This is a genomic window from Comamonas sp. FUJ_7 (assembly GCF_057369555.1).
On sequence record NZ_JBXXZI010000004.1, the window covers coordinates 38,780 to 61,407 of the forward strand.

The 22,628-nt window shown below is 58.7% G+C and carries 20 protein-coding genes; 5 read left to right on the top strand and 15 right to left on the bottom strand.

The features are described 5' to 3' along the window. Nucleotides 1-152: 152 nt before the first annotated feature. From folE to AC2I9W_RS07360, 15 genes are all read right to left on the bottom strand, one after another. Nucleotides 153-878: a GTP cyclohydrolase I gene (folE, locus tag AC2I9W_RS07290; RefSeq protein ID WP_486409341.1), complete on the bottom strand. Its 726-nt coding sequence runs from the start codon at nucleotides 876-878 to the stop codon at nucleotides 153-155. A 238-nt stretch (nucleotides 879-1,116) separates the two neighbouring features. After that, on the bottom strand, nucleotides 1,117-1,881 hold the full coding sequence (locus AC2I9W_RS07295) for an endonuclease/exonuclease/phosphatase family protein (protein WP_486409342.1): 765 nt from the start codon (nucleotides 1,879-1,881) through the stop codon (nucleotides 1,117-1,119). 13 nt (nucleotides 1,882-1,894) lie between these two features. Next, on the bottom strand, nucleotides 1,895-2,413 hold the full coding sequence (gene nudB, locus AC2I9W_RS07300) for a dihydroneopterin triphosphate diphosphatase (RefSeq protein ID WP_486409343.1): 519 nt from the start codon (nucleotides 2,411-2,413) through the stop codon (nucleotides 1,895-1,897). A 61-nt stretch (nucleotides 2,414-2,474) separates the two neighbouring features. Continuing rightward, nucleotides 2,475-3,311 (bottom strand): CsgG/HfaB family protein, encoded by an 837-nt coding sequence (locus AC2I9W_RS07305; protein WP_486409344.1) that lies wholly within the window; start codon nucleotides 3,309-3,311, stop codon nucleotides 2,475-2,477. A gap of 134 nt (nucleotides 3,312-3,445) precedes the next feature. Continuing rightward, the gene (aspS, locus tag AC2I9W_RS07310) at nucleotides 3,446-5,251 is read right to left on the bottom strand and encodes an aspartate--tRNA ligase (protein WP_486409345.1); all 1,806 of its coding nucleotides are present in this window, start codon (nucleotides 5,249-5,251) and stop codon (nucleotides 3,446-3,448) included. 18 nt (nucleotides 5,252-5,269) lie between these two features. Continuing rightward, nucleotides 5,270-5,914, bottom strand: a complete 645-nt coding sequence (locus AC2I9W_RS07315; RefSeq protein ID WP_486409346.1) for a DUF502 domain-containing protein — start codon at nucleotides 5,912-5,914, stop codon at nucleotides 5,270-5,272. Between the two features lie 14 nt (nucleotides 5,915-5,928). Further along, nucleotides 5,929-6,195: an FmdB family zinc ribbon protein gene (locus AC2I9W_RS07320; protein ID WP_158389778.1), complete on the bottom strand. Its 267-nt coding sequence runs from the start codon at nucleotides 6,193-6,195 to the stop codon at nucleotides 5,929-5,931. 100 nt (nucleotides 6,196-6,295) lie between these two features. Next, nucleotides 6,296-7,747: a high affinity choline transporter 1 gene (locus AC2I9W_RS07325; RefSeq protein WP_486409347.1), complete on the bottom strand. Its 1,452-nt coding sequence runs from the start codon at nucleotides 7,745-7,747 to the stop codon at nucleotides 6,296-6,298. Nucleotides 7,748-7,781: 34 nt separating this feature from the next. Further along, entirely contained in the window at nucleotides 7,782-9,350 is a 1,569-nt protein-coding gene (ubiB, locus tag AC2I9W_RS07330; RefSeq protein WP_486409348.1) for a ubiquinone biosynthesis regulatory protein kinase UbiB, read from the bottom strand. Then, nucleotides 9,347-9,958: a ubiquinone biosynthesis accessory factor UbiJ gene (locus tag AC2I9W_RS07335; protein ID WP_486409349.1), complete on the bottom strand. Its 612-nt coding sequence runs from the start codon at nucleotides 9,956-9,958 to the stop codon at nucleotides 9,347-9,349. The genes ubiB and AC2I9W_RS07335 overlap by 4 nt, the downstream gene beginning before the upstream one ends. Nucleotides 9,959-10,094: 136 nt before the next feature. Then, a complete protein-coding gene (locus AC2I9W_RS07340) occupies nucleotides 10,095-11,096 on the bottom strand; it encodes a Tim44 domain-containing protein (protein WP_486409350.1) in 1,002 nt (333 codons plus the stop codon). A 51-nt stretch (nucleotides 11,097-11,147) separates the two neighbouring features. Then, nucleotides 11,148-11,879 (bottom strand): bifunctional demethylmenaquinone methyltransferase/2-methoxy-6-polyprenyl-1,4-benzoquinol methylase UbiE, encoded by a 732-nt coding sequence (gene ubiE, locus AC2I9W_RS07345; RefSeq protein WP_486409351.1) that lies wholly within the window; start codon nucleotides 11,877-11,879, stop codon nucleotides 11,148-11,150. Nucleotides 11,880-12,123: 244 nt separating this feature from the next. Next, nucleotides 12,124-12,543 (bottom strand): gamma-butyrobetaine hydroxylase family protein, encoded by a 420-nt coding sequence (locus tag AC2I9W_RS07350; protein WP_486409352.1) that lies wholly within the window; start codon nucleotides 12,541-12,543, stop codon nucleotides 12,124-12,126. A gap of 73 nt (nucleotides 12,544-12,616) precedes the next feature. After that, on the bottom strand, nucleotides 12,617-13,057 hold the full coding sequence (locus tag AC2I9W_RS07355; protein ID WP_486409353.1) for an HIT family protein: 441 nt from the start codon (nucleotides 13,055-13,057) through the stop codon (nucleotides 12,617-12,619). 7 nt (nucleotides 13,058-13,064) lie between these two features. Next, nucleotides 13,065-16,982, bottom strand: a complete 3,918-nt coding sequence (locus AC2I9W_RS07360) for a DUF3683 domain-containing protein (RefSeq protein WP_486409354.1) — start codon at nucleotides 16,980-16,982, stop codon at nucleotides 13,065-13,067. 499 nt (nucleotides 16,983-17,481) lie between these two features. Here AC2I9W_RS07360 and ugpB point away from each other — a divergent pair, with 499 nt between their 5' ends. The 5 genes from ugpB to ugpQ all read left to right on the top strand — a co-directional run bounded on the left by ugpB (nucleotide 17,482) and on the right by ugpQ (nucleotide 22,584). Continuing rightward, the gene (ugpB, locus tag AC2I9W_RS07365; protein ID WP_158389760.1) at nucleotides 17,482-18,795 is read left to right on the top strand and encodes a sn-glycerol-3-phosphate ABC transporter substrate-binding protein UgpB; all 1,314 of its coding nucleotides are present in this window, start codon (nucleotides 17,482-17,484) and stop codon (nucleotides 18,793-18,795) included. Between the two features lie 117 nt (nucleotides 18,796-18,912). Next, complete coding sequence (ugpA, locus tag AC2I9W_RS07370; protein WP_158389758.1) at nucleotides 18,913-19,794, top strand: sn-glycerol-3-phosphate ABC transporter permease UgpA; 882 nt, start codon at nucleotides 18,913-18,915, stop codon at nucleotides 19,792-19,794. Between the two features lie 2 nt (nucleotides 19,795-19,796). Beyond that, a complete protein-coding gene (gene ugpE / locus AC2I9W_RS07375; RefSeq protein ID WP_486409355.1) occupies nucleotides 19,797-20,645 on the top strand; it encodes a sn-glycerol-3-phosphate ABC transporter permease UgpE in 849 nt (282 codons plus the stop codon). 63 nt (nucleotides 20,646-20,708) lie between these two features. After that, nucleotides 20,709-21,716 carry a sn-glycerol-3-phosphate import ATP-binding protein UgpC gene (locus AC2I9W_RS07380; RefSeq protein ID WP_486409356.1) on the top strand — a complete coding sequence of 336 codons (1,008 nt, stop codon included), beginning with the start codon at nucleotides 20,709-20,711 and terminating at the stop codon, nucleotides 21,714-21,716. Nucleotides 21,717-21,807: 91 nt separating this feature from the next. Beyond that, nucleotides 21,808-22,584 carry a glycerophosphodiester phosphodiesterase gene (ugpQ, locus tag AC2I9W_RS07385; RefSeq protein ID WP_486409357.1) on the top strand — a complete coding sequence of 259 codons (777 nt, stop codon included), beginning with the start codon at nucleotides 21,808-21,810 and terminating at the stop codon, nucleotides 22,582-22,584. Nucleotides 22,585-22,628: the final 44 nt, after the last annotated feature.

A 22,628-nucleotide genomic window follows, 5' to 3' on the forward strand; every position in this document is an offset into this window, starting at 1 on the left:
AAAAGAAAAATTCAGTGGTTCATCTGGCTGAACATGGCCTGTGCGTGATGTGACTGACGCAGCACATGTGAGGGACACCAAGCAAGAGCCGCCTCGCAGCGAAGGTGTCGTCCCCCTTGTGGGAAGGCGCGCTGCGACTCAGGGGGGATCATTTACTTTCTAGCCGCTATGAGCGAAAGAAATTCGCGACGCAGTTCGGAGTTGGTCAGGAAAGCACCACGCATGACCGAGTTCAGCATCTTGGAGTCCATCTCGCGCACGCCGCGCCAGGACATACAGAAATGCGATGCCTCCATCACCACCGCCAGCCCGTCCGGGCGGGTGCGGTCCACGATCAGATCAGCCAGCTGGATGATGGCCTCTTCCTGAATCTGCGGACGCCCCATGATCCAGTCCACCAAACGGGCGTACTTGGACAGGCCGATCACATTGGTATTCTTGTTGGGCAGCACGCCGATCCAGATCTTGCCGATCACAGGGCATAGGTGATGACTGCAGGCGCTTCGCACGGTGATAGGGCCGACAATCATCAGCTCGTTCAGGTGCTCGGCATTGGGGAATTCAGTGATCGCGGGCTGGGCCACATAGCGCCCACGAAACACCTCGTTCACATACATCTTGGCCACGCGGCGAGCCGTGGCACGCGTGTTGTGGTCATGCACGGTGTCGATGACCATGGCGTCGAGCACGCCCTGCATCTTGTCCTGCACCTCGTCCAGCAGCTTTTCCAGCTCGCCGGGTTCGATGAACTCGGAAATATTGTCGTTGGCATGAAAGCGCTTGTTCGCTGCCTGCAGCCGCTCGCGGATCTTGACCGAAACGGGCGTGCCTTCGTCGGTCTGGTTGTCTTTATTCATATCGGCGAGGTCTCTGAACATGCCAAGAATGGTACCAGTGAATCAACCACCCAATGCCTCAAAGGATTTGCCGTCCAAATGCAGGTTTACAAGGCCCTGAAAGCTATGGTTTCAGGAGCATCAGGGTGCAATTTCAAAAACTGGCGTACTCCAGCAAGGTGACAGCAAGCAAGCGCCGCCGCGCAGCGAGGCTGTCGCCCCCTCCTATAGCGCACAGCGCGTAGAGAGAGGGGGGAGGCGCGAAGCGTCTCAGGGGGATCTACAGCCGAAACTCTGCGATCAGCGGCAGGTGATCCGACATCCGCCACCAGATGCGTCCCCTAGGCACTTGCAGCCCCAGCGGGGTCAGGCCTCGCACATAGATATGGTCCAACTGGGCCAGCGGCATGCGCGAGGGATAGGTCATGATGCCCTGCGTTTCCTCGAACTCGAACAATCCAAATCCGGCCAGCATGCGCTTGATCTGGTTGCCCCAGTCATTGAAGTCACCCGCCACGACCAAAGGTGCGTCGGGCGGCACCTCGCGCTCGATAAAGCGCTCCAGCATGGCGACCTGGCGAATGCGGCTGCCCGGAATCAGCCCCAGGTGGACGACGATAGAGTGCACGCGCTTGCCCTGAATATCCAGCTCCACATGCAGCAGGCCGCGCTGCTCGAAGCGGTGGTCCGAGATGTCCTCATGCTGGTAACCAATCACCGGCCAGCGGCTAAGTAGTGCATTGCCATGCTCGCCATCTTTGGTATAGGCATTGGTCAGATAAACCGACTCATAGCCTTCGGGAGCCAGATACTCGGCCTGCGGCACACTGGGCCAGCGGTCGAAGTACTGCTCCTCCTTGCGGTTCATCTTGCGCACTTCCTGCAGACAGACGATGTCGGCATCGAGCTGCTCCACGGCCAGGCCCAGGTTGTGAATCTCCAGCCGCCGGGCCGGGCCCAGACCCTGCACGCCCTTGTGAATGTTGTAAGTCGCCACGCGCAGGATTTGCGGCTCGGGTGGCACGATCAACTCAGATTCAGACATAAGCAGTCAATTTTTATAACCGCCCCTGCGAGCCCCTGAAAGCGGCAATCTCAGGAGCAAAACGCGGCAAGAGCAGGATAGCTTCTGCGTTGGAAGAAGAAAAACAGCGCGCAGCTGCGTCGCGCCAATCATGCCAATCATGTGCGGTGTGCTCTCTCGGATTCAAGTGCACGGACATGTAGGACGGAACAAGAAGGCCAAAGACTCTTTCCTGGTTCTGCCAGACTCCGGGAGCGTAGCGATGTAGCCACTGTGGATAGATGGTGTAACGGTTCTCAAGTTCCCAGTCCTGTAGATGGCAGCCAGGAGCCAAGGCATCAATGCCGGTCTCTTCCTGCACCTCACGCGCTGCCGTCTCACACCAGTCCTCGTCCTCGAAATCCTTGCTGCCGGTCACCGACTGCCAGAATGGCACCCCATCAGGCGCATCCACCGTGCGGCGCAGCAGCAGCACCTGCCCGTCTTGGCGGTAGATCACCACCAGCACGGACTGCGGAATTTTGTAGCCTGCGTCGCTTTGGCTTGACTTCACTTGGACTCCTGCTCGTTCGGCAGACATCGCCGAGATCAGTCTGCCTCACTTCACTGCTTGACTAGGAGACAGGGCGCGTTGGCACTGCAGGCGGCAATGGCTTGGACTGCAACGCACGCAGCTGATAAACCAGCTCGTTGTGCGCGTGCAAAAACGATGCGGCGATGACCTTGCCCTCGTTGGTATTGCTCCAGCCTGCCCCTGCGGCCCCGCCCACGCGCCCCAGCACCAGGCCGCCGACACCCAGGTCGGTGGCGCGCGCCGAGCCGGTGCTGGCTGCCACTTGCTCCGTGGTTTCGGTATCTGTGAGAAACAGGGCCGTCTGCGCTTCCTTGAGTTTGACCTGCTCGGCCATTCCTGCCAGCCCGGCAATGTCACGCAAGCCCGGAATCATGGCGATGATTCCCGAGAGCCCGCCGCCCGCATTTTGCTCACTGAACGTCAGGCTGGGCACCAGCTGATACTGCGCCTCATAACCCTTGCCTTTTTGAACCGAGCCACCTTTGCGCAGCACGCCGGAGTCGCGCAGCTCGCCTTCTCGGATCGTGCCCTGCAGGCCCGCATTGCGATCAACGACGCGAAAGCAGCCGCTTTGCTGTGCCAGCAACTTCACCAGCGGCACCGGCGTGGGCGGCAGACGCCCGCTGCCATAGGGCATGACGTAGCCGCGTGGGTTCTCCACCAGCGCCACCGTGGCAATAGGCTCCTGACAGCGCTCCAGGGACTGCGCCGCCTGGTTGGCGCCTCGCGGCCCGGCCGAGCCCGTAATTTCCGAGCCGCCACGGCCCAGCTCGGTCTGCTGTCGGTCACAGCCCGCTAGGCCCAGAAGCACGGCAATTGCCGCAATTTTGATAGCTGATTCCGCTGGCTGCTTATTGATTTCAGATACAAAACGCATTGAAACTAAGAGCTGGCAAGCGCTACCAGCTATCAAATATAGAAAACAAAAAAGCGCCAGCAGCACAATCGCTGTCTGGCGCCCGCACTATGGCACAAAGTCCGTGAAAAAACCTTGTGCCGTCAGTGTCTGTATCAAGCTTCGGTCGTAATCACCGCTGCGTTGCGCAGCTTGATGTGCAGCTCGCGCAGCTGCTTCTCATCCACGGGCGAAGGAGCTTGTGTCAGCAAGTCCTGGGCGCGCTGGGTCTTGGGGAAGGCAATCACGTCGCGGATGGAGTCGGAACCGGTCATCAGCGTGATCAGACGGTCCAGACCGAAGGCCAGACCACCGTGGGGAGGCGCACCGTACTGCAGCGCGTCCAACAGGTAGCCGAACTTGGCACGCTGCTGCTCGGGAGTGATGTTCAGCGCTGCAAACACCTTGGCCTGCACATCAGCGCGGTGGATACGCACCGAGCCACCGCCCAGCTCCCAGCCGTTCAGAACCATGTCGTAGGCCTTGGCAAGGCACTTGCCGGGGTCGGTGACCATCAGCTCTTCGTGGCCATCCTTGGGCGAGGTGAAGGGGTGGTGCACGGCCACCCAGCGGTTGTCTTCCTCGTCATGCTCGAACATGGGGAAGTCCACCACCCACAGCGGTGCCCACTTGTCCTCGAACAGGCCGTTCTTCTTGCCGAATTCGCTGTGACCAACCTTCAGACGCAGAGCGCCGATGGAGTCGTTGACGATCTTTTCCTTGTCAGCGCCGAAGAACAGCAGGTCGCCGTCTTGCGCGCCGGTGCGCTTCAAGATTTCAGCAATCGCTGCGTCGTGCAGGTTCTTGACAATGGGCGACTGCAGGCCATCACGGCCCTTGGCCACTTCATTGACCTTGATCCAGGCCAGGCCCTTGGCGCCGTAGATCTTGACGAACTCGGTGTAGCCGTCGATCTCGCCACGCGAAATCTGAGCACCGCCGGGCACGCGCAGGGCCACCACGCGGCCACCCTTGGTGGTAGCGGGAGTGGAGAAGACCTTGAAGTCCACGTCCTTCATGCAGTCGGTCAGCTCGGTGAACTCCAGCTTGACGCGCAAGTCAGGCTTGTCCGAACCGAAGCGGAAAGCCGCATCCTGGTAGGTCATGATGGGGAACTCGCCCAGATCCACGTCCAGCTGTGTCTTGAACACTTCCGTGATCATCTGCTGGAAGATGGCGCGAATTTCTTCTTCGTTCAGGAACGAAGTTTCGCAGTCAATCTGAGTGAACTCGGGCTGGCGGTCAGCGCGCAGGTCTTCGTCGCGGAAGCACTTGGTGATCTGGTAGTAGCGGTCGTAGCCGGCCACCATCAGCATCTGCTTGTACAGCTGGGGCGACTGGGGCAGCGCAAAGAATTCGCCGTCATGCACGCGCGAAGGCACCAGATAGTCGCGAGCGCCTTCGGGTGTGGACTTGCCCAGCATGGGGGTTTCAATGTCGATGAAGCCCAGCTTGTCCAGATAGTTGCGCACCTGGATGGCGGTCTTGTAGCGCAGCATCATGTTGCGCTGCATCACGGGACGGCGCAGGTCCAGCACGCGGTTTGTCAGGCGCACGGTTTCCGACAGGTTCTCGTCGTCCAGCTGGAAGGGAGGCGTGACGGAGGCGTTGAGCACGTTCAGCTCGTGGCACAGCACTTCGATCTGGCCGCTCTTGAGCTTGTCGTTGGTCGTGCCTTCAGGACGGGGGCGCACCAAACCCTTGACCTGTACGCAGAACTCGTTGCGCACGCCTTCAGCGGTCTTGAACATCTCGGCGCGATCGGGGTCGCACACCACCTGCACATAGCCTTCGCGGTCGCGCAGGTCAATGAAGATCACACCACCGTGGTCACGGCGGCGGTTCACCCAGCCGCACAGGGTCACGGTTTCGCCCATTTGGGCTTCGGTCACCAGACCGCAGTATTGAGAACGCATTGCCATGAAAATTCTTCCTGCACCTTAAGGGTGCGACAAGGTTGTTTGTTTGGATTCTTCGATCGCAGCGAGGTCCGGCGGAGCCACCACCCCCATCGAAACAATGTATTTGAGCGCTGCATCCACGCTCATTTCCAGCTCAATGCACTCGCTTCGGCGCACCAGCACAAAGTATCCCCCGGTGGGGTTGGGCGTGGTAGGGACGAAGACGCTGAGATAGTCATCACGCAGCAAGGCTGCCACCTCGCCGCTAGGCTGACCGGTGACAAACGCCACCGTCCAGACCCCCTCGCGCGGCCACTGCACCAGCACTGCCGTGCGAAAAGCGTTGCCGCTGTCCGAGAACACCGTATCCGAGACCTGCTTGACGCTGGAGTAGATAGAGCGCACCACGGGAATACGACGCACCAGCGCATCGCCCCAACCCACCAGCTTGCGGCCGATGAAGTTACTGGTGATGCCGCCGACCAGCAGCAAGATCAGCAAGGTCAAAATCACGCCGAAGCCGGGAATATGCACGCCCAGCAATCTGTCAGGCTGCCAGGCCTCCGGCAAAATGGCCAGCGTCTGATCCAGCGTTCCAATGATCCAGTTGAGCACGCCCAGCGTGATCACCAATGGAACGATGACCAACAAACCGGCAATCAGCCACTTGCGCAATGCAGACATAGACTCACGTCGCCTCAGGAATTGGCAGTGGCGGGAGCCGCTGCAGGTGCAGCAGCACTTTCACTGGATGAAGATGTGCTTGCAGCCGGCTTGCTGCCGCTGTTCTTGAAGTCTGTGGCGTACCAGCCAGACCCCTTGAGCTGAAAGCCCGGAGCAGTGAGCTGCTTGGAAAAGGCCTCGGCCCCGCAAGCTGGGCACACATTCAGCGGCGCATCCGAGATTTTCTGCAGCACATCCTTGGCATGACCACAGGAGCCACACTTGTATGCATAAATAGGCATAACGCTAAAACGAGGGAAGTGCAAAAACCCTCAATTATAGGCGTCAGCCCTCGTTTTGCCGGACAGCGCAATCGAGCACCAAAGCCGTTTATCTGCCTTTTCAGGCCTTGGCTGCACCCACAAGTTCGATTTCACGCCGGTAATTGCTGATCCACTGCGGCAGCAAAGACCCCGCCAGCATGCCCGTGACCGCAGCCAAAAGACCCGCCAGCTGCTGCGGAAAAGCCTCATGCAGAACGGGCGTCGCCATGAAGATCAGCCAGACACCGATGCCCATGGAGACGGCGCAGATAGCTCCCTGTGTCGTGGCTCGCTTCCAGTACAGACCAAAGACCAGGGGAACAAAAGCCCCCACCAGTGGCACCTGGTAGGCGCTGGCCACCAACTCATAGATAGGCGTGCCTTCCATGACGATGGAGTAAGCCAGCACGCAGGCGGAAAACACCAGCACGCTGATACGCATGGTCTTGAGGTTGTCCTTGTCCGTGGTGTAGGGACGGAACTGGCGCCAGATGTTTTCGGTAAACGTCACGCTGGGAGCCAGCAAGGTGGCCGAGGCGCAAGACTTGATGGCAGAGAGCAGCGCGCCGAAGAACAGCACCTGCATGGCAAACGGCATCTTGTCCATGACCAGCGTGGGCAGCACCTTCTGCGGATCATCTGCCAGCAAGGCTGTTGCTTCGGTGGGCATGATGATGAGCGCACTGGCCACGAGAAACATGGGCACAAAGGCAAAGATCACATAGCAAGCGCCACCGATGATGGTGCCGCGTACAGCAGACTTCTCGGTATCGGCCGACATCACGCGCTGAAAGATGTCCTGTTGCGGGATGGAGCCCAGCATCATGGTCACGGCAGCGCCAATAAAGAACACGATTTCATGCAGCGATGGCTCTGGCAGGAAGCGAAACAGGTCTTTGCTGCTGGCCAAGTCAATCACTTTGCCAGCGCCGCCCGCCATGTCGCCCGCAAAAAAAGCCAGCACCAGCAAGCCGACGACCAGAATGATCATCTGCACAAAGTCTGTCACGGCCACAGACCACATACCGCCAAACAGGGTGTAGATCAGCACCGACAAGACACCAATCGTCATCCCCATGGGAATGCTGACAGCCCCACCCGAGAGAAGATTGAACACCAGACCCAGCGCCGTCACCTGGGCCGAAACCCAGCCCAGATAGCTGATCATGATGATCAGCGAACAGATCACTTCAATGCTGCGCCCGTAGCGCGACCGGTAATAGTCGCTGATGGTCAGAAGGTTCATGCGGTAGAGCTTGGCCGCAAAAAAGCACCCAACCAGAATCAGACACATGCCTGCACCGAATGGATCTTCCACCAGCGCTTGCAGACCCCCTTCAATGAACTTGGCAGGCACGCCAAGCACCAACTCCGACCCAAACCAGGTCGCAAACGTGGTGGTAATAATCATGTAGAGCGGCAGATGTCGCCCGGCAATGGCGAAATCCGCCGTATTTTTGACGCGTTTAGCCGCCCACAGACCAATGCCAATGGTCACAAACAGATAGACGATCACCAATGAGAGCAGCACGCTGGCACTCCTCAGACTTTGAAAACGGAAAAGTTCAGAAGCGGATGCGCAGCAGAATCTGCAACACCAGCAGGCCAATCACAAAGCCGATGCCGCCCCAGAGAATGGCTTGCAGCAAGCGGTTTGTTGTCTTTTGCTGCTGGAGCAGCTCTTTGAGAAGCGCCTCGTTGTCACCAGCTACCCCCTGTTTAGACAGGTACTGATGCAGGACTCGAGGAATATCGGGCAGAATTTTCGCGTAGCGGGGCGCCTGTGCCTGCAGCTCCTGCAACAAGCGCTGCGGCCCCATTTGTTCCAGCATCCACTTCTCAAGAAATGGCTTGGCGGTGCTCCAGAGGTCCAGATTGGGGTCCAGCTGGCGCCCCAAGCCTTCGATGTTGAGCAGCGTCTTTTGCAGCAGTACCAGCTGCGGCTGGATCTCGACCTGAAAACGGCGTGAGGTCTGGAACAGGCGCATCAGCACCATGCCTAGTGATATTTCTGCCAGAGGGCGGTCAAAGTACGGCTCGCACACGGCGCGAATCGCCGCCTCCAGCTCTTCCACCCGCGTGGTGGCTGGCACCCAGCCGCTTTCCACGTGCAATGCAGCGACGCGCTTGTAGTCGCGACGGAAAAAGGCAAGGAAATTCTGTGCCAGATATTCCTTGTCGAATTCGGTCAGGGTGCCGACGATGCCAAAGTCCAGCGAAATATAGCGTCCGAAGGTATCGGGCTCCAGGCTGACCATGATGTTGCCCGGGTGCATATCGGCATGGAAGAAGCCGTCGCGAAAAACCTGGGTAAAGAAAATGGTCACGCCATCACGCGCGAGTTTGGGAATATCTACCCCAGCTTCGCGCAAACGCTCGACCTGGCTGATGGGAACGCCTTTCATGCGCTCCATCACCATCACATCGGTATGGCAGTAGTCCCAGAAAATTTCGGGAACCAGCACCAGGTCAAGACCTTCCATATTGCGGCGCAACTGCGCAGCGTTGGAAGCCTCGCGGATCAGATCCAGCTCGTCGTGCAGGTAGTTGTCGAACTCGGCAACCACTTCCTTGGGCTTGAGGCGTTTGCCATCGTGGGAGAGCTTTTCCAGCCAGCTCGCCATCATGTGCATCAGCGCCAGATCCTTGTCGATCACGGACTTCATGCCCGGACGCAGCACCTTGACCGCCACCTCGTGCTCAACCCCGGCCTTGTCTCTGACCGTAGCGAAGTGCACCTGAGCGATCGAGGCACTGGCTACGGGCTGACGCTCAAAGCTGGCAAAAATCTGTTCCAGCGGTTTGCGGAAAGAGCGCTCAATGGTGTCCACCGCGATTTGCGAGTCGAACGGAGGCACACGATCCTGCAGCTTGGCCAGCTCCTCTGCCACATCGGGCGGCATCAGGTCACTGCGGGTAGACAGCACCTGACCAAACTTCACAAAAATGGGGCCAAGCTCTTCCAGAGCCTCACGCAGGCGTACGCCACGCGGCTTGTCGAGTTTGCGCCCGAAGGTCAACACGCTGCGCAGACTGCGCAGGCGCGGATGAGGGATCCCGGAGAGCACCAGCTCATCAAGCCCATAACGGAACACCACCCAGAGGATGGCCCAGCCTCGCAAAAAGCGGCTCATGGCTGTGTGTGATCGGCACCGGGCATGGATGCCACGGGTGCAGTACTGGCGGGGGTGCTGGCAACATCTGCAGCGCCTGTCTTGCCGCCCATGCGTGCGCCGACAAACTGACGCAGGCCCTGAGCAGCCATACGGGCAAACTTGCCCAAGGTGTGGGCAGGCACATCGCCAATCAGGCGAGCCAGATCTTCTTCCACATCCCATTTGATGTTGTCCACCAGCCAGTTGATCTCGGCCGCAAACTGCACATCACCTTCAATGCGGATACTGGGCTTGTCACCACGCAAAGCTGTCTGAGCCAACGACAGAGGAGAGGTTTCAGTCACCTCCAGCATCAGATCGGGCGCGGCATCCTCTGGAGCGACATCAAACAGGCCCGCCGGCGTCACCAGAAGCGCCACCGAATATTGACGCCATTGCACGCGCGCAATACGGCCTTTCTGACGCACGAGGCGATCCATAGCCTCTTTTTCCTGCATCAGCACATGGTTGAGGAAAAGCACCAGGCGCTGGTGCATCTCACTCACCAGCCATTCGGGAGCTTGGGGGCCGGCCATCACGCGTTCGACGAGACTGCCCAGAAAAGAAAAAGGAGACTGTGTTGCCATAGCCCCCGATTATTCATGAAATTGATTCCCCCCTGTGGCGCTTTGCGCCTTCCCCCCTGAGGGGGATGGCGCCATCACTGCGCGGCGGCGCTTGCTTGGTGCCTCTGGCAGGGGGCATGCCAGATTGCTATGTTGCTTACTGCAGCGCTTGCACACCGGCAACCAGCCAGCCGCTGGAGCCGCTCTTGGGCTTGGTCATGTTCCAGACTTCGCGGAAGGGGCTGGGACCTGCCGAAGCTTCTTCGCGGATCATGCCGGAGAACTCGACACTGGCCATGTAGCCATTGCCCAGATCTTCGATACCCAGCAGCTGAGCATCAATCATCAGTACATCAGTGTGATTGGGCTCACCCGCACGCTGAGATTCGCGCTCGGACAGCTGGCTGCGAATTTCCGACAGCATCTCGTCGGTCATCATGGAGCGCAGGGTCGTGATATCCGAGTTATCCCATGCCGACTGCAGCGTCACAAAATTGCGCTTGGCAGCCGTGAGGAAGCCCTCGGCGTCGAAGTCAGCGGGCACGCCCCAGTTCTGAGAGCCGGACAGGGCCGAGCCGATCATAGAGCCACCAGCTGCAGCAGCGGCTTCAGGGATGTGGTTTTGCTCCCAAGGACGGGCCGATGCATCGTTACCCACTTTTTCAGGATTGTACTGACGGGCCTGAGGAGCATCCACGTTGCCACCCAGATTGCCTGCACCCTGGAAGGCGAACGGGCTGCTATTGTTTTGTGCAGCAGGCGCAGCCTTGCGACGACGCATGATCATGCCGACCACCACCATGATGACCATGGCCAACAAACCAAACATCAGCATATTAGCAAAGGCCTCGCCCATGCCCAGCGAGTTTGCCAGCCAAGCCAGGCCCAGTCCAGCAGCCAGGCCACCCAGCATGGCGCCCCATGGCTTCTTCGGCGCAGCAGCAGGCGTTGCCGGTGTCGCTGCGCGGTTTTGCTGCGCCGCATTTTGCGCAGGAGCCTGCTGCGTGTTGTTTTGAGCGGGAGCACGAGAAGCTTCACGCTGCGTGACGTTGCCGGATTGCTTGCCAAACGACGAGCCACCACCCATGCGTTTTGCATCGGCCTGGCCATGGGCTACGACCAGCATTGCCACCAAAGCGATAGACCAGAGTTTCTTCATCTCATCTCCATTTTTCTCAAAAATAAATAAAAGTCTGCGTCTCAGGCGCAATTAACACTTGATTCCCACATGCAGGGCGCAAACGCCTCCAGTCATGTTGTGATAGTCCACATGACCAAAGCCGCATTGCTGCATCAAGGCCTTAAGTTCCTTCTGGCCAGGGTGCATGCGGATGGATTCCGCCAGATAGCGATAGCTTTCGGCATCGCCTGCAATCATCTGCCCCATGGCTGGCAAAATCTTGAACGAATACCAGTCATAGACTTTCTCCAGAGGCTTGGCTACCTTGGAGAACTCCAGCACCAGCAACTTACCGCCTGGGCGCAGCACGCGGTTCATTTCCTTGAGCGCGGCGTCCTTGTGCGTCATATTGCGCAAACCAAAGGCCACGCTCACCAGGTCGAAGTGGTTGTCGGGGAAGGGCAGCTTTTCTGCGTCGCAGACCAGCGTGGGCAGAATCACACCCTTGTCCGTCAGGCGGTCACGCCCCACGCGCAGCATGGCCTCGTTGATATCGGTGTGCACCACCTGACCAGAAGTACCAACCTTCTTGGAAAACGCCAGTGCCAAATCGCCCGTACCACCCGCAATATCCAGCGCCTTGTCGCCTTCCTTGAGGTTAGCCACCATCAGGGTATATGCCTTCCAGGCGCGGTGCAGACCGCCAGACATCACATCATTCATGACGTCGTACTTGGAAGCCACGGAGTCGAACACACCGCGTACGCGCGATGCCTTCTCGCTTTCATCAACAGTCTGGAATCCGAAGTGTGTGGAGCTCATAACAAAGAATGCTAAGCAGGCAGTGCTCGCGCGTACAGCGACAACCCCGTATGACTACAGGCTTTGAAGCACTATGGTTTTTCAAAAGAATCGGCCTCTAGCGCTTATCTAGTAAGCGCTACAAGCTATTGTAAATATAGCATCAGCCTCAATAACCCTGCGCATAACGCACGGGCAATGTGGCATCAGAGGAACGCTGCCAGCAGCGTTTCACCGCGCTGACAAGTCCTCTTCGAGTCAAAGCTCAATGCACGCTGCAGCCATGACCGCTGCCGCCTTTTTCAGGCATGGGTGTATCACGATCAAGTCCCGCCTCTTCAAGACGCTGCAGATATTGCTGCCACAGCTCGTCCTGCTGGCTGCCCAGCTGATAAAGATATTCCCAGGTGAAGAGGCCGCTTTCATGCCCATCGCTGAAGAAAGGCTTGATAGCGTAGTTGCCCACCGGCTCAATGGTATTGATGCCGACCTCACGCTTACCCGTTTGCAGAACTTCCTGCCCCGGCCCATGCCCTTGCACTTCGGCCGAGGGCGAATACACGCGCAATAGCTCAAAGGGGATACGAAAGGTCTTTCCATCCGTGTATGAAACTTCCAGCACGCGTGATGCGCCATGCACAATCAGCGACTGGGGGGTGGGAGTATTGGCTTGCAATCCGGCCATGGCTCTCTCCTATTCAATGCATAAAAGGGCAGCCTGGGCTGCCCTTTGAATCTCCTGACGGAGATGAAAAACTTCACTCTGACCAGTAGTCCAGCGCTTTTTTCAGCGCTGCATCCACCTGGGGCAACTGCCCTGCTACCGCCTGCTCTCGCCGCGTATCACGCTCGCGCTGAGCCGCTGCCCATACCGATGCGGGAAAGTGGCTATCCCAGTCATAACGGGCAATGACATGCCAGTGCAGATGCGCCACCATATTACCGAGTGCCGCCAGGTTGATCTTGGTAGGGGCAAGTTGCTCGCGCAGAACCCGCTCGACCAGCGCCACAGCATCCATGCAGACAATGCGATCTTGCGCACTTAGGTCCGAAAACTCGGCCACATGATCATTCCAGACCACGCGGTAGAAAGCAGGAAACCCTTCTTCCTGAACACGAATAACGCGCAGCTTGTCACCGCGCCAGACTAGGCTACCGCCATCGGCGGCGCACAAAGGGCAGTTATCTTGCTTGCTCATGGCTGCCTTAAACCAGCACGCGCTCGATACCGCCGGCGTTGGCACGCTTGACGTAATCGACCATCCAGTTCTCGCCCAGAATGTCGCGAGCCATCTCGACCACGATGTAGTCGGCTTCGAGCAAACCGTTGTTCAGGTCGTTGCCATAGCGACTCAGGCCTTGCAGGCAGCTGGGGCAACTGGTCAAGATCTTGACGTTGTCCTTTTCGCCCAACTTGCCGGACTCACGCAATGCGGTCTCGCTCTTGCGAATTTCCTCGGTCTTGCGAAAGCGAATCTGCGTAGAGATGTCTGGTCGCGTCACGCCCAACGTACCAGATTCACCACAGCAGCGTTCGCTCTTGAGCACATCGTCACCCATCAAGGCCTTGACGGTCTTCATGGGGTCTTGCTGCTTCATAGGCGTGTGGCAAGGGTCGTGGTACAGGTATGCGCCCTTGTTCTGCAACGTAATGCCCTTTTCGAGCAGATATTCGTGGATGTCGATGATGCGGCAGCCGGGGAAGATCTTGTCGAACTGGTAGCCCTGCAGCTGGTCATAGCAAGTACCGCAGCTCACCACCACGGTCTTGATGTCCAGGTAGTTGAGCGTGGTCGCCACCCGATGGAAGAGCACACGGTTGTCCGTAATCATCTTCTCGGCCTTGTCGAACTGGCCCGAGCCGCGCTGGGGATAGCCGCAGCACAGGTAGCCGGGCGGCAGCACGGTCTGCACGCCTGCGTGCCAGAGCATGGCCTGCGTGGCCAGACCGACCTGGCTGAACAGACGCTCCGAGCCGCAGCCTGGGAAGTAGAACACCGCTTCGGTGTCCGACTTGGTGGCCTGCGGGTCACGGATGATGGGCACGTAATCCTTGTCTTCAATATCCAGCAAGGCACGTGCCGTCTTATTGGGCAGGCCACCAGGCAGCTTCTTGTTGACGAAATGAATCACCTGCTCCTTGATGGGAGCCGTACCCACCGAAGCGGGCGGATGCGCGGTCTGCTTCTTGGCCACGGCACCCAGTACATCGGCGGCCAGACGCTGGGCCTTGAAGCCCACGCCCACCATGGCCGAGCGCATGAACTTGATGGTGTCCGGGTTGGTGGCGTTGAGCATGGCCATCGCCAGCTTGTTGCCAGGACGGAAGCTCTTCTTATCCATCTTGCGCAGCAGATTGCGCATATTCATGGTCACATCGCCGAAGTCGATCTTGACCGGGCAAGGGTTGAAGCACTTGTGACAGACCGTGCAGTGGTCGGCCACATCTTCAAATTCCTGCCAATGCTTGAGCGACACGCCGCGGCGCGTCTGCTCTTCGTAGAGGAAGGCCTCGACCAGCAGCGAGGTCGCCAGAATCTTGTTGCGAGGCGAGTACAGCAGATTGGCGCGTGGCACATGGGTGGCACACACGGGCTTGCACTTGCCGCAGCGCAGGCAGTCCTTGACGGAGTTGGCAATGGCGCCAATGTCCGACTGCTGCATGATGATGGACTCATAGCCCATCAGGCCGAAGGACGGCGTGTAGGCATTGGTCAGATCGGCAAACATCAGCGATTCGCGCGGCGAGCGGCCGTCGTGGCTCTGGTGCGCCGAGGCATCCCACTCTTCGTTGCGGATCAGCTTGCCCTTGTTGAAACGGCCTTCAGGGTCCACGCGCTTCTTGTATGCAGCAAACGGCGCCAGCTCTTCATCCGAGAGGAATTCCAGCTTGGTGATGCCGATGCCGTGCTCGCCCGAGATCACGCCGTCCAGACTGCGCGCCAGATCCATAATGCGGGCCACGGCTTCGTGCGCGGTCTGCAGCATCTCATAGTCGTCGGAGTTGACGGGCAGATTGGTGTGCACATTGCCGTCACCGGCGTGCATGTGCAGCGCCACCCAGACACGGCCCTTGAGCACCTTCTGGTGAATCTCGTTGAGGGATTCGCGCAGCGGCTGGAAGGCAGCACCCGCAAAAATCTTGGACAGCGGCTCCTTGAGTTGGGTCTTCCAGCTGGCGCGCAGGGTGTGATCCTGCAGCTGGGGGAACAGCGTGGCCACGCCGTCCAGCCAGCCTTGCCACAGCGCACGCACCTCGGCCACCAGACCCAGGGCCTGCTGCACGCGGTCTTCCAGCAGCTCGGCGCTGGGGATATCGCCTGCATCGTCGCTCTTGCCAAGCGGCAGGTCGGAATGCTTGAAGAAGTTGCTCAGCTCATCGCACAGCTTGAGCTTGTTTCGCAGCGAGAGCTCGATATTGATGCGCTCGATGCCATCGGTGTACTCGGCCATGCGCGGCAGCGGAATCACCACGTCTTCATTGATCTTGAAGGCGTTGGTATGGCGCGAGATCGCTGCCGTGCGCTTGCGGTCCAGCCAGAATTTCTTGCGCGCCTCGGCACTAATGGCAATAAAGCCTTCGCCGTTGCGCGAATTGGCAATGCGCACCACTTCGCTGGTCACGCGGGCCACTTCGTCGGCATCGTCTCCGGCGATATCGCCCAGGAGCACCATCTTGGGGAGATGGCCGTTGCCCTTCTTGCTCTTGGTCGCATAACCCACGGCTTTGAGGTAACGGTCGTCCAGGTGTTCGAGACCGGCCAACAGCACGCCCGAGCGCTTTTGCTCGGCGAACATATAGTCCTTGATCTCGACGATGGAGGGCACGGCATCCTTGGCATTGCCAAAGAACTCCATGCACACGGTGCGCGTGTGCGCAGGCATGCGGTGCACCACCCAGCGCGCGCTGGTGATCAGGCCGTCGGTGCCTTCCTTCTGGATGCCGGGCAGACCCGACAGGAACTTGTCCGTCACGTCCTTGCCCAGTCCTTCCTTGCGGAAAGTGCTGCCCGGAATATCCAGGCGTTCGGTGCGCAGGTGAGTCTTGCCGTCGGCTTCAAAGTATTTGAGCTCGAAGCAGGCCATCTCGGCGTCGTGAATCTTGCCCAGGTTGTGGTCCAGACGCGTGACTTCCAGCCACTGTGCGTCGGGCGTCACCATGCGCCAAGACACGAGATTGTCCAGCGCCGTACCCCAAAGAACGGCTTTCTTGCCGCCCGCATTCATGGCGATATTGCCGCCGATGCACGATGCCTCGATGGAAGTGGGGTCCACCGCAAAGACGAAACCGCCACGCTCAGCCGCATCGGCCACACGCTGGGTCACAACTCCGGCTTCGGAATAAATCGTGGGAACTTCATGATCCACACCGGGGATCATGCGCATCTCGACTTCGGTCAGCGCTTCCAGCTTTTCAGTGTTGATGACCACCGAGCGCCATGTCAAAGGAATAGCACCGCCTGTATAGCCGGTGCCGCCTCCACGCGGAATGATGGTCAGACCCAGTTCGATACAGCCCTTGACCAGACCTGCCATCTCGGCTTCGGTGTCAGGGGTCAGAACGACGAACGGGTACTCGACACGCCAGTCGGTCGCATCGGTCACATGGGCCACGCGCGACAGGCCGTCGAACTTGATATTGTCCTTGGCGGTATAGCGACGCAGCGTCTTGTTGACGCGACGGCGCAGCTGCTCGGCCTCGACAAACGTGGCATTGAATTCATGCACGGCGCGATGCGCGGCATCCACCAACTGGCCCACCAGCTGATCGCGGCCCGCATCTTCGTCAGGCTCACGGCGCTTGTCGATTTCAGAGAGGCGGTGTTCCAGTGCCTCAACCAGCGACTTGCGACGATCTGGGTTGTGAATCAGGTCGTCCTGCAGATAGGGGTTGCGCTGCACAACCCAGATATCCCCCAGCACTTCGTAGAGCATGCGGGCAGATCGACCAGTGCGACGCTCTTGGCGCAGCTGATTGAGCACATCCCACATGGATGTGCCCAGCAGACGGATCACGATCTCACGGTCAGAGAACGAGGTGTAGTTATAAGGAATCTCACGCAGTCGTGCGGGTTCGGCAGCCTGAGCCTGCAAGGCGGCAGCCAGCGCAATCGGTACATTCATGGGGTAGACCGTGTTGGGCGCCCTGTGGCGCCCCGAAGCCAGTGGGATGACGATTTTAAGCGAGGCCTGCTTACTTATGTTTGGCTGTGGGTTCTGAGTAATCAGCCCTGCAATCGTCAAAACAGCGGTATCCCTCTTAGCACAACCTTGCCTCTATCAACTCTCACCCTGCTCTTAAGGGCATTGAAGGGTCTTGCGTCAGGCACATGCAAAAAGGCCTTGTGCCTCAAGCTGCCTATTGAGACAAAAATCATACATTTCCGAAGCAAAAGCAATCCAATACGAAAGACTACCAACAACAAACGAAATTACCTTGACCTAAAATGGCGCAGCTTCGCGCACCATCAAGCGTCACGAGGTCGTCACATGGCGACTTCAGTCTGCGGGTTCTGCCCATGGTGAAGCGCCGAGCCCATGCAAACAATGACACGTATATGTCATACGAATGACTTAATGTGCGTATCCGCACATTGCGTCAACGATCGTTAGAGGAGCCTTCATGCAATTCAAGCAACTGGCCATGGCTGCAGCCGTCGCCGCCACCGCCTTCTCGGCCCAAGCCGCCACCGAAATTCAATGGTGGCATTCCATGACCGCCGTGAACAACGAGTGGGTCAATGACCTGGCCAAGCAGTTCAACGAAAGCCAGAAGGATTACAAAATCGTCCCCACCTTCAAGGGTGCGTATGACGAATCCATGACAGCTGCGATTGCCGCTTTCCGTTCCGGCAACGCTCCTGACATTCTTCAAGTGTTTGAAGTGGGCACTGCCACCATGATGGCCTCCAAGGGAGCAACCGTGCCTGTGGCCAAGGTGATGGCTGATGCGGGCGTCTCTTTCGACCCCAAGGCCTATATCCCTGCCGTGGCCGGTTACTACACCGCCCCCAATGGTCAGATGCTGAGCTTCCCCTTCAACAGCTCGACCACCATCTTCTACTACAACAAGGACGCCTTCAAGAAGGCCGGCCTGAACCCTGACGTGGCCCCTAAAACCTGGCCCGAAGTGTTTGAAGCCGCCAAGAAGCTCAAGGCCAGCGGCCACAGCTGCCCCATGACGCTGGCATGGCAAGGCTGGACCCAGCTGGAGTCCTTCTCCACATGGCACAACGTGGAGTTCGCCACCGAGCAAAACGGCCTCTCCGCTAATGGCTACAAGGCTCGCATGAAGGTGAACTCGCCTCTGCACGTCAAGCACATCGACAACCTGGCTGCTGCCGCCAAGGCTGGCGAGTTCGTCTACAAGGGCCGCGGCTCCACTGCCCAAGCCTCTTTCACCGCTGGTGAATGCGCCATGATCCAGACTTCGTCGGGCTTCTACGGCGACGTGGCCAAGAACGCCAAGTTCAACTACGCGCTGGCTCCCCTGCCTTACTACCCCGATGTGAAGGGCGCGCCCCAGAACACCGTGATCGGTGGTGCTTCGCTGTGGGTCATGGCTGGCAAGTCGGCTGAGCGCTACAAGGGTGTTGCCAAGTTCTTCGAATTCCTGTCGCAAACCAAGGTTCAGGCCGCTTCGCACCAGCGCACCGGCTACCTGCCTGTGACCATGGCCGCCTATGAGCTGACCGACAAGTCCGGCTTCTACGCCAAGCACCCTGGCACCGACACCGCTGTGACGCAGATGGTCCGCAAGGTCACCAACAACTCGCGCGGTATTCGCCTGGGCAACTATGTGCAGATCCGCACCATCGAGGACGAAGAACTCGAGCAAGTGTGGGCTGGCAAGAAGACCGGCCAGCAAGCACTGGACGCCATCGTGAGCCGCGGCAATGAGCTGCTGGCCCGTTTCGAGCGTTCTTACAAGAAGTAATCCCATCGGCGCCGCAAGGCGCCTGCGGGCCCGCTGTGCCTTCACTCAAGGCACAGCCCCTTGAATGCCACGTTGACTGAACACAGGCTCCGGTGGTTTTTTTATTTGTGACTCCTCATGGAAAAACGCGTTCTTTTCCGATCCAGGTGGCTTCCCTGGGTGCTGATTGCACCCCAGCTCCTGATCATCGGCATCTTCTTTTTCTGGCCCGCTGGTCAGGCTGTCCTCCAGTCATTCCAGATGGAAGACGCGTTCGGCATGAGCACCGAGTGGGTGGGCCTGGACAACTTCAAGCAGTTGTTCGCTGACCCCACCTATCTGAACTCATTCAAGCGCACCGCACTGTTTTCCGTGCTGGTCGCAGGCATCGGCATTGCCGTGTCTCTGGCTCTGGCCATCTTTGCGGATCGCATCATCCGCTTTGCCATGGTCTACAAGACCCTGCTCATCATTCCCTACGCTGTTGCCCCTGTGATTGCAGGCGTGCTGTGGGTGTTCATGTTCTCGCCCTCCATCGGAGTCGTGACCTACTACATGGGCAAGCTTGGCTATGAGTGGAACCATCTGATGAACGAAAATCAGGCCATGGCCCTGATCGTCATTACATCGGTGTGGAAGCAGATTTCGTACAACTTCCTGTTCTTCCTTGCCGGCCTGCAGTCCATCCCCAAGGCTTTGATCGAAGCTGCATCGATTGATGGTGCCGGCCCATGGCGCCGCTTCTGGAACATCCAGCTTCCATTGCTGTCGCCCACCACCTTCTTCCTGCTGGTGATCAACATCGTCTACGCGTTCTTCGACACCTTCGGCATCATTGACGCAGCAACACAAGGCGGCCCCGGCCAATCTACATCGATCCTGGTCTACAAGGTCTACCAGGACGGCTTTAAGGCGCTGGACCTGGGCGGCTCGGCTGCGCAGTCCGTGATCCTGATGCTGATCGTTGTCGTGCTGACCGTGATCCAGTTCCGCTATGTTGAAAAGAAAGTGCAGTACTGATCATGGTCGACCGCAACCCCTGGCTTAATTTCTTCTCTCACGCCGTACTGATTTTCGGCGTGGCCATCGTCGCCTTCCCTCTGTACCTGGCACTGGTCGCCTCCACGCATACAGCGGACGCCATCGTGCAATCCCCGATGCCGCTGCTGCCCGGCACGCACATGTGGGAGAACTACAAGGAAGCCCTGATTGGCTCCGGCAAGCTCGGCTCCAACACCAACGTCATTCAGATGATGTGGGTGAGCTTCGTGGTCGCCATGCTCATCACTGTGGGCAAGATCGCGATTTCTCTGCTGTCTGCCTTTGCCATCGTCTACTTCCGCTTCCCTTTCAAGATGCTGTGCTTCTGGGCCATCTTCTTGACGCTGATGCTGCCTGTGGAAGTGCGCATTTTGCCTACCTACAAGGTCGTGGCCGAGCTGGGCATGCTCAACAGCTATGCCGGCCTGACACTTCCGCTGATCGCTTCGGCGACAGCCACCTTCCTGTTCCGCCAGTTCTTTCTGACGGTGCCGGACGAACTGGTGGAAGCTGCCCGCATTGACGGCGCAGGCGCCATGCGCTTTTTCAAAGACATTCTGGTGCCCTTGTCCAAGACCTCGATTGCGGCCCTGTTCGTGATCCAGTTCATCTATGGCTGGAACCAGTACCTGTGGCCTCTGCTGATGACCACCTCGGAAGACATGTACCCCGTCGTGATCGGCATCAAGCGCATGCTGGCCGGTGGTGAAGCCGCTGTGGACTGGAACATTGTGATGGCCACCGCCATCTTGGCCATGCTGCCGCCTACGGCCGTGGTGATGCTGATGCAAAAGTGGTTTGTCAAAGGCTTGGTGGATACCGAGAAATAAAACTCGTCCACCGCCTCTCGCACCTACTTTTGACCTATTGAACGAATACCTGGAAGACCTGTCATGGCATCCATCTCCCTCAAGAACATCGTCAAGCGCTACGGCACCGGCAAGACTGCCGTGCCCGTTATTCACGGCATTAATGTCGAGATCAATGATGGCGAATTCATCGTGCTGGTAGGCCCCTCGGGCTGCGGCAAGTCCACCCTGCTGCGCATGATTGCCGGCCTGGAAGAAATCACCGATGGCGACCTGCTCATCGGCGACAAAAAGGTCAATGACCTGGAGCCCGCCAAGCGCAACATCGCCATGGTGTTCCAGAACTACGCGCTGTACCCGCACATGACCAACTACGAGAACATGGCCTATGGCCTGAAGCTCGCCAAGGTGCCCGAAGCGGAAATCAAGCAACGCGTGGACAAGGCCGCCAAGATCCTGGAACTGAGCCACCTGCTGGACCGCAAGCCCCGCCAGCTCTCCGGCGGCCAGCGCCAGCGCGTGGCCATGGGCCGCGCCATCGTGCGCCAACCCCAGGTCTTCCTGTTTGACGAGCCGCTGTCCAACCTGGACGCCAAGCTGCGCGGCCAAACCCGTCTGGAAATCCAGAAGCTGCACGCCGAGCTGGGCATCACCAGCCTGTTCGTGACGCACGACCAGGTGGAAGCCATGACGCTGGCCCAGCGCATGGTGGTGATGAATGGCGGCAATGTGGAGCAATTCGGCACTCCCGAAGAGGTCTATCACACGCCCGCTTCCACCTTTGTGGCCGGCTTCATTGGATCGCCCCCCATGAACCTGCTCAAGAACTCGCCCAATGGCAAACCCGGTCTGATCCTGGGCATCCGCCCCGAGCACATTGACGTGGTGGAAACCGGCGGCGTGGAGTTCAAGGTCGAGACTGTGGAACTGCTGGGCGCTGAACGCCTGCTGTACGGCAAAGTCAACGGCGAAAATGTGACCGTGCGCGTGGAAGAAGGCAAGCCCTACCCCAAGCCCGGCGAAACCGCCCAAATCTCTGCCCGCGAAGACCGCCTGCATTGGTTCAATGCAGAGACAGGAAAACGTGTCTGATCTACCCAGGAGATCGCACTAGACTGATTTTTCAAAAGAGCACCCCAAGCCCTGCTTGCGGTGCTCTTGTCACGTAAAGGCTACGAAAGTGATGACAACTGCTTTAAAACCCTGGCCCTACCCTCGCTGGGTCGCTCACCGCGGCGCTGGCAAGCTGGCCCCTGAAAACACCATGAGTGCCTTTCGCCTGGGCGCCCTCCATGGCTACCGCTTCTTTGAATGCGACGCCAAACTCAGCAAAGATGGCGTGCTGTTCCTGATGCACGACGCCACCCTGGAGCGCACAACCAACGGTCACGGCATTGGCGGCGATTTGAGCATGGGCGAGATCGCGCAGCTTGACGCCGGCAGCTGGCACTCGCGCGCCTATGCAGGCGAGAACCTGCCCACACTAGAAGCCCTGGCCCGCTGGTGCCTGGCTAACCACCTGCACCTGAACGTGGAAATCAAGCCCACGCCCGGCCAGGAAGAAGAAACCGGCCGCGCCTGCGGTGAGCTGATGAATCGCATCTGGCCCAAGGATATCGTCCAGCCGCTGTTTACCTCGTTCAAGCCCGACTCGCTCAAGGGTGCTCGTGATGTCGCTCCTCATATTCCACGCGGGCTGCTGGTGGATAAGTTTGCCGATGGTACGGGCGATGCCGACCTGAAACTCGCGCTGGATCTGGACTGCTCCGTCATGGTGCTCAACCACGCGCTGTGGAGCCCCGAACTGGTCGCCAAAGTGCATGGTGCCGGCCTGCGTTGCAGCAGCTACACCATCGATGACGAGTGGGCCGCACAGCGCCTTATCGACCTGGGCACGGACGGCATCATCACCGACCGCGTAGACATGTTCAGCCCCTCACAGTCCGGCGATAAAATCTAATTTAAGAGCTGCTATCGCTTTACCATTAATGGTTTAAGGCATAA

Bases quoted from the DNA above. Each gene is read 5' to 3' on its own strand.
- folE (WP_486409341.1), bottom strand. From the start codon at position 878: ATGTTCAGAGACCTCGCCGATATGAATAAAGACAACCAGACCGACGAA.
- AC2I9W_RS07295 (WP_486409342.1), bottom strand. From the start codon at position 1,881: ATGTCTGAATCTGAGTTGATCGTGCCACCCGAGCCGCAAATCCTGCGC.
- AC2I9W_RS07305 (WP_486409344.1), bottom strand. From the start codon at position 3,311: ATGCGTTTTGTATCTGAAATCAATAAGCAGCCAGCGGAATCAGCTATC.
- aspS (WP_486409345.1), bottom strand. From the start codon at position 5,251: ATGGCAATGCGTTCTCAATACTGCGGTCTGGTGACCGAAGCCCAAATG.
- AC2I9W_RS07315 (WP_486409346.1), bottom strand. From the start codon at position 5,914: ATGTCTGCATTGCGCAAGTGGCTGATTGCCGGTTTGTTGGTCATCGTT.
- AC2I9W_RS07320 (WP_158389778.1), bottom strand. From the start codon at position 6,195: ATGCCTATTTATGCATACAAGTGTGGCTCCTGTGGTCATGCCAAGGAT.
- ubiB (WP_486409348.1), bottom strand. From the start codon at position 9,350: ATGAGCCGCTTTTTGCGAGGCTGGGCCATCCTCTGGGTGGTGTTCCGT.
- AC2I9W_RS07335 (WP_486409349.1), bottom strand. From the start codon at position 9,958: ATGGCAACACAGTCTCCTTTTTCTTTTCTGGGCAGTCTCGTCGAACGC.
- AC2I9W_RS07340 (WP_486409350.1), bottom strand. From the start codon at position 11,096: ATGAAGAAACTCTGGTCTATCGCTTTGGTGGCAATGCTGGTCGTAGCC.
- ubiE (WP_486409351.1), bottom strand. From the start codon at position 11,879: ATGAGCTCCACACACTTCGGATTCCAGACTGTTGATGAAAGCGAGAAG.
- AC2I9W_RS07350 (WP_486409352.1), bottom strand. From the start codon at position 12,543: ATGGCCGGATTGCAAGCCAATACTCCCACCCCCCAGTCGCTGATTGTG.
- AC2I9W_RS07355 (WP_486409353.1), bottom strand. From the start codon at position 13,057: ATGAGCAAGCAAGATAACTGCCCTTTGTGCGCCGCCGATGGCGGTAGC.
- AC2I9W_RS07360 (WP_486409354.1), bottom strand. From the start codon at position 16,982: ATGAATGTACCGATTGCGCTGGCTGCCGCCTTGCAGGCTCAGGCTGCC.
- ugpB (WP_158389760.1), top strand. From the start codon at position 17,482: ATGCAATTCAAGCAACTGGCCATGGCTGCAGCCGTCGCCGCCACCGCC.
- ugpA (WP_158389758.1), top strand. From the start codon at position 18,913: ATGGAAAAACGCGTTCTTTTCCGATCCAGGTGGCTTCCCTGGGTGCTG.
- ugpE (WP_486409355.1), top strand. From the start codon at position 19,797: ATGGTCGACCGCAACCCCTGGCTTAATTTCTTCTCTCACGCCGTACTG.
- AC2I9W_RS07380 (WP_486409356.1), top strand. From the start codon at position 20,709: ATGGCATCCATCTCCCTCAAGAACATCGTCAAGCGCTACGGCACCGGC.
- ugpQ (WP_486409357.1), top strand. From the start codon at position 21,808: ATGACAACTGCTTTAAAACCCTGGCCCTACCCTCGCTGGGTCGCTCAC.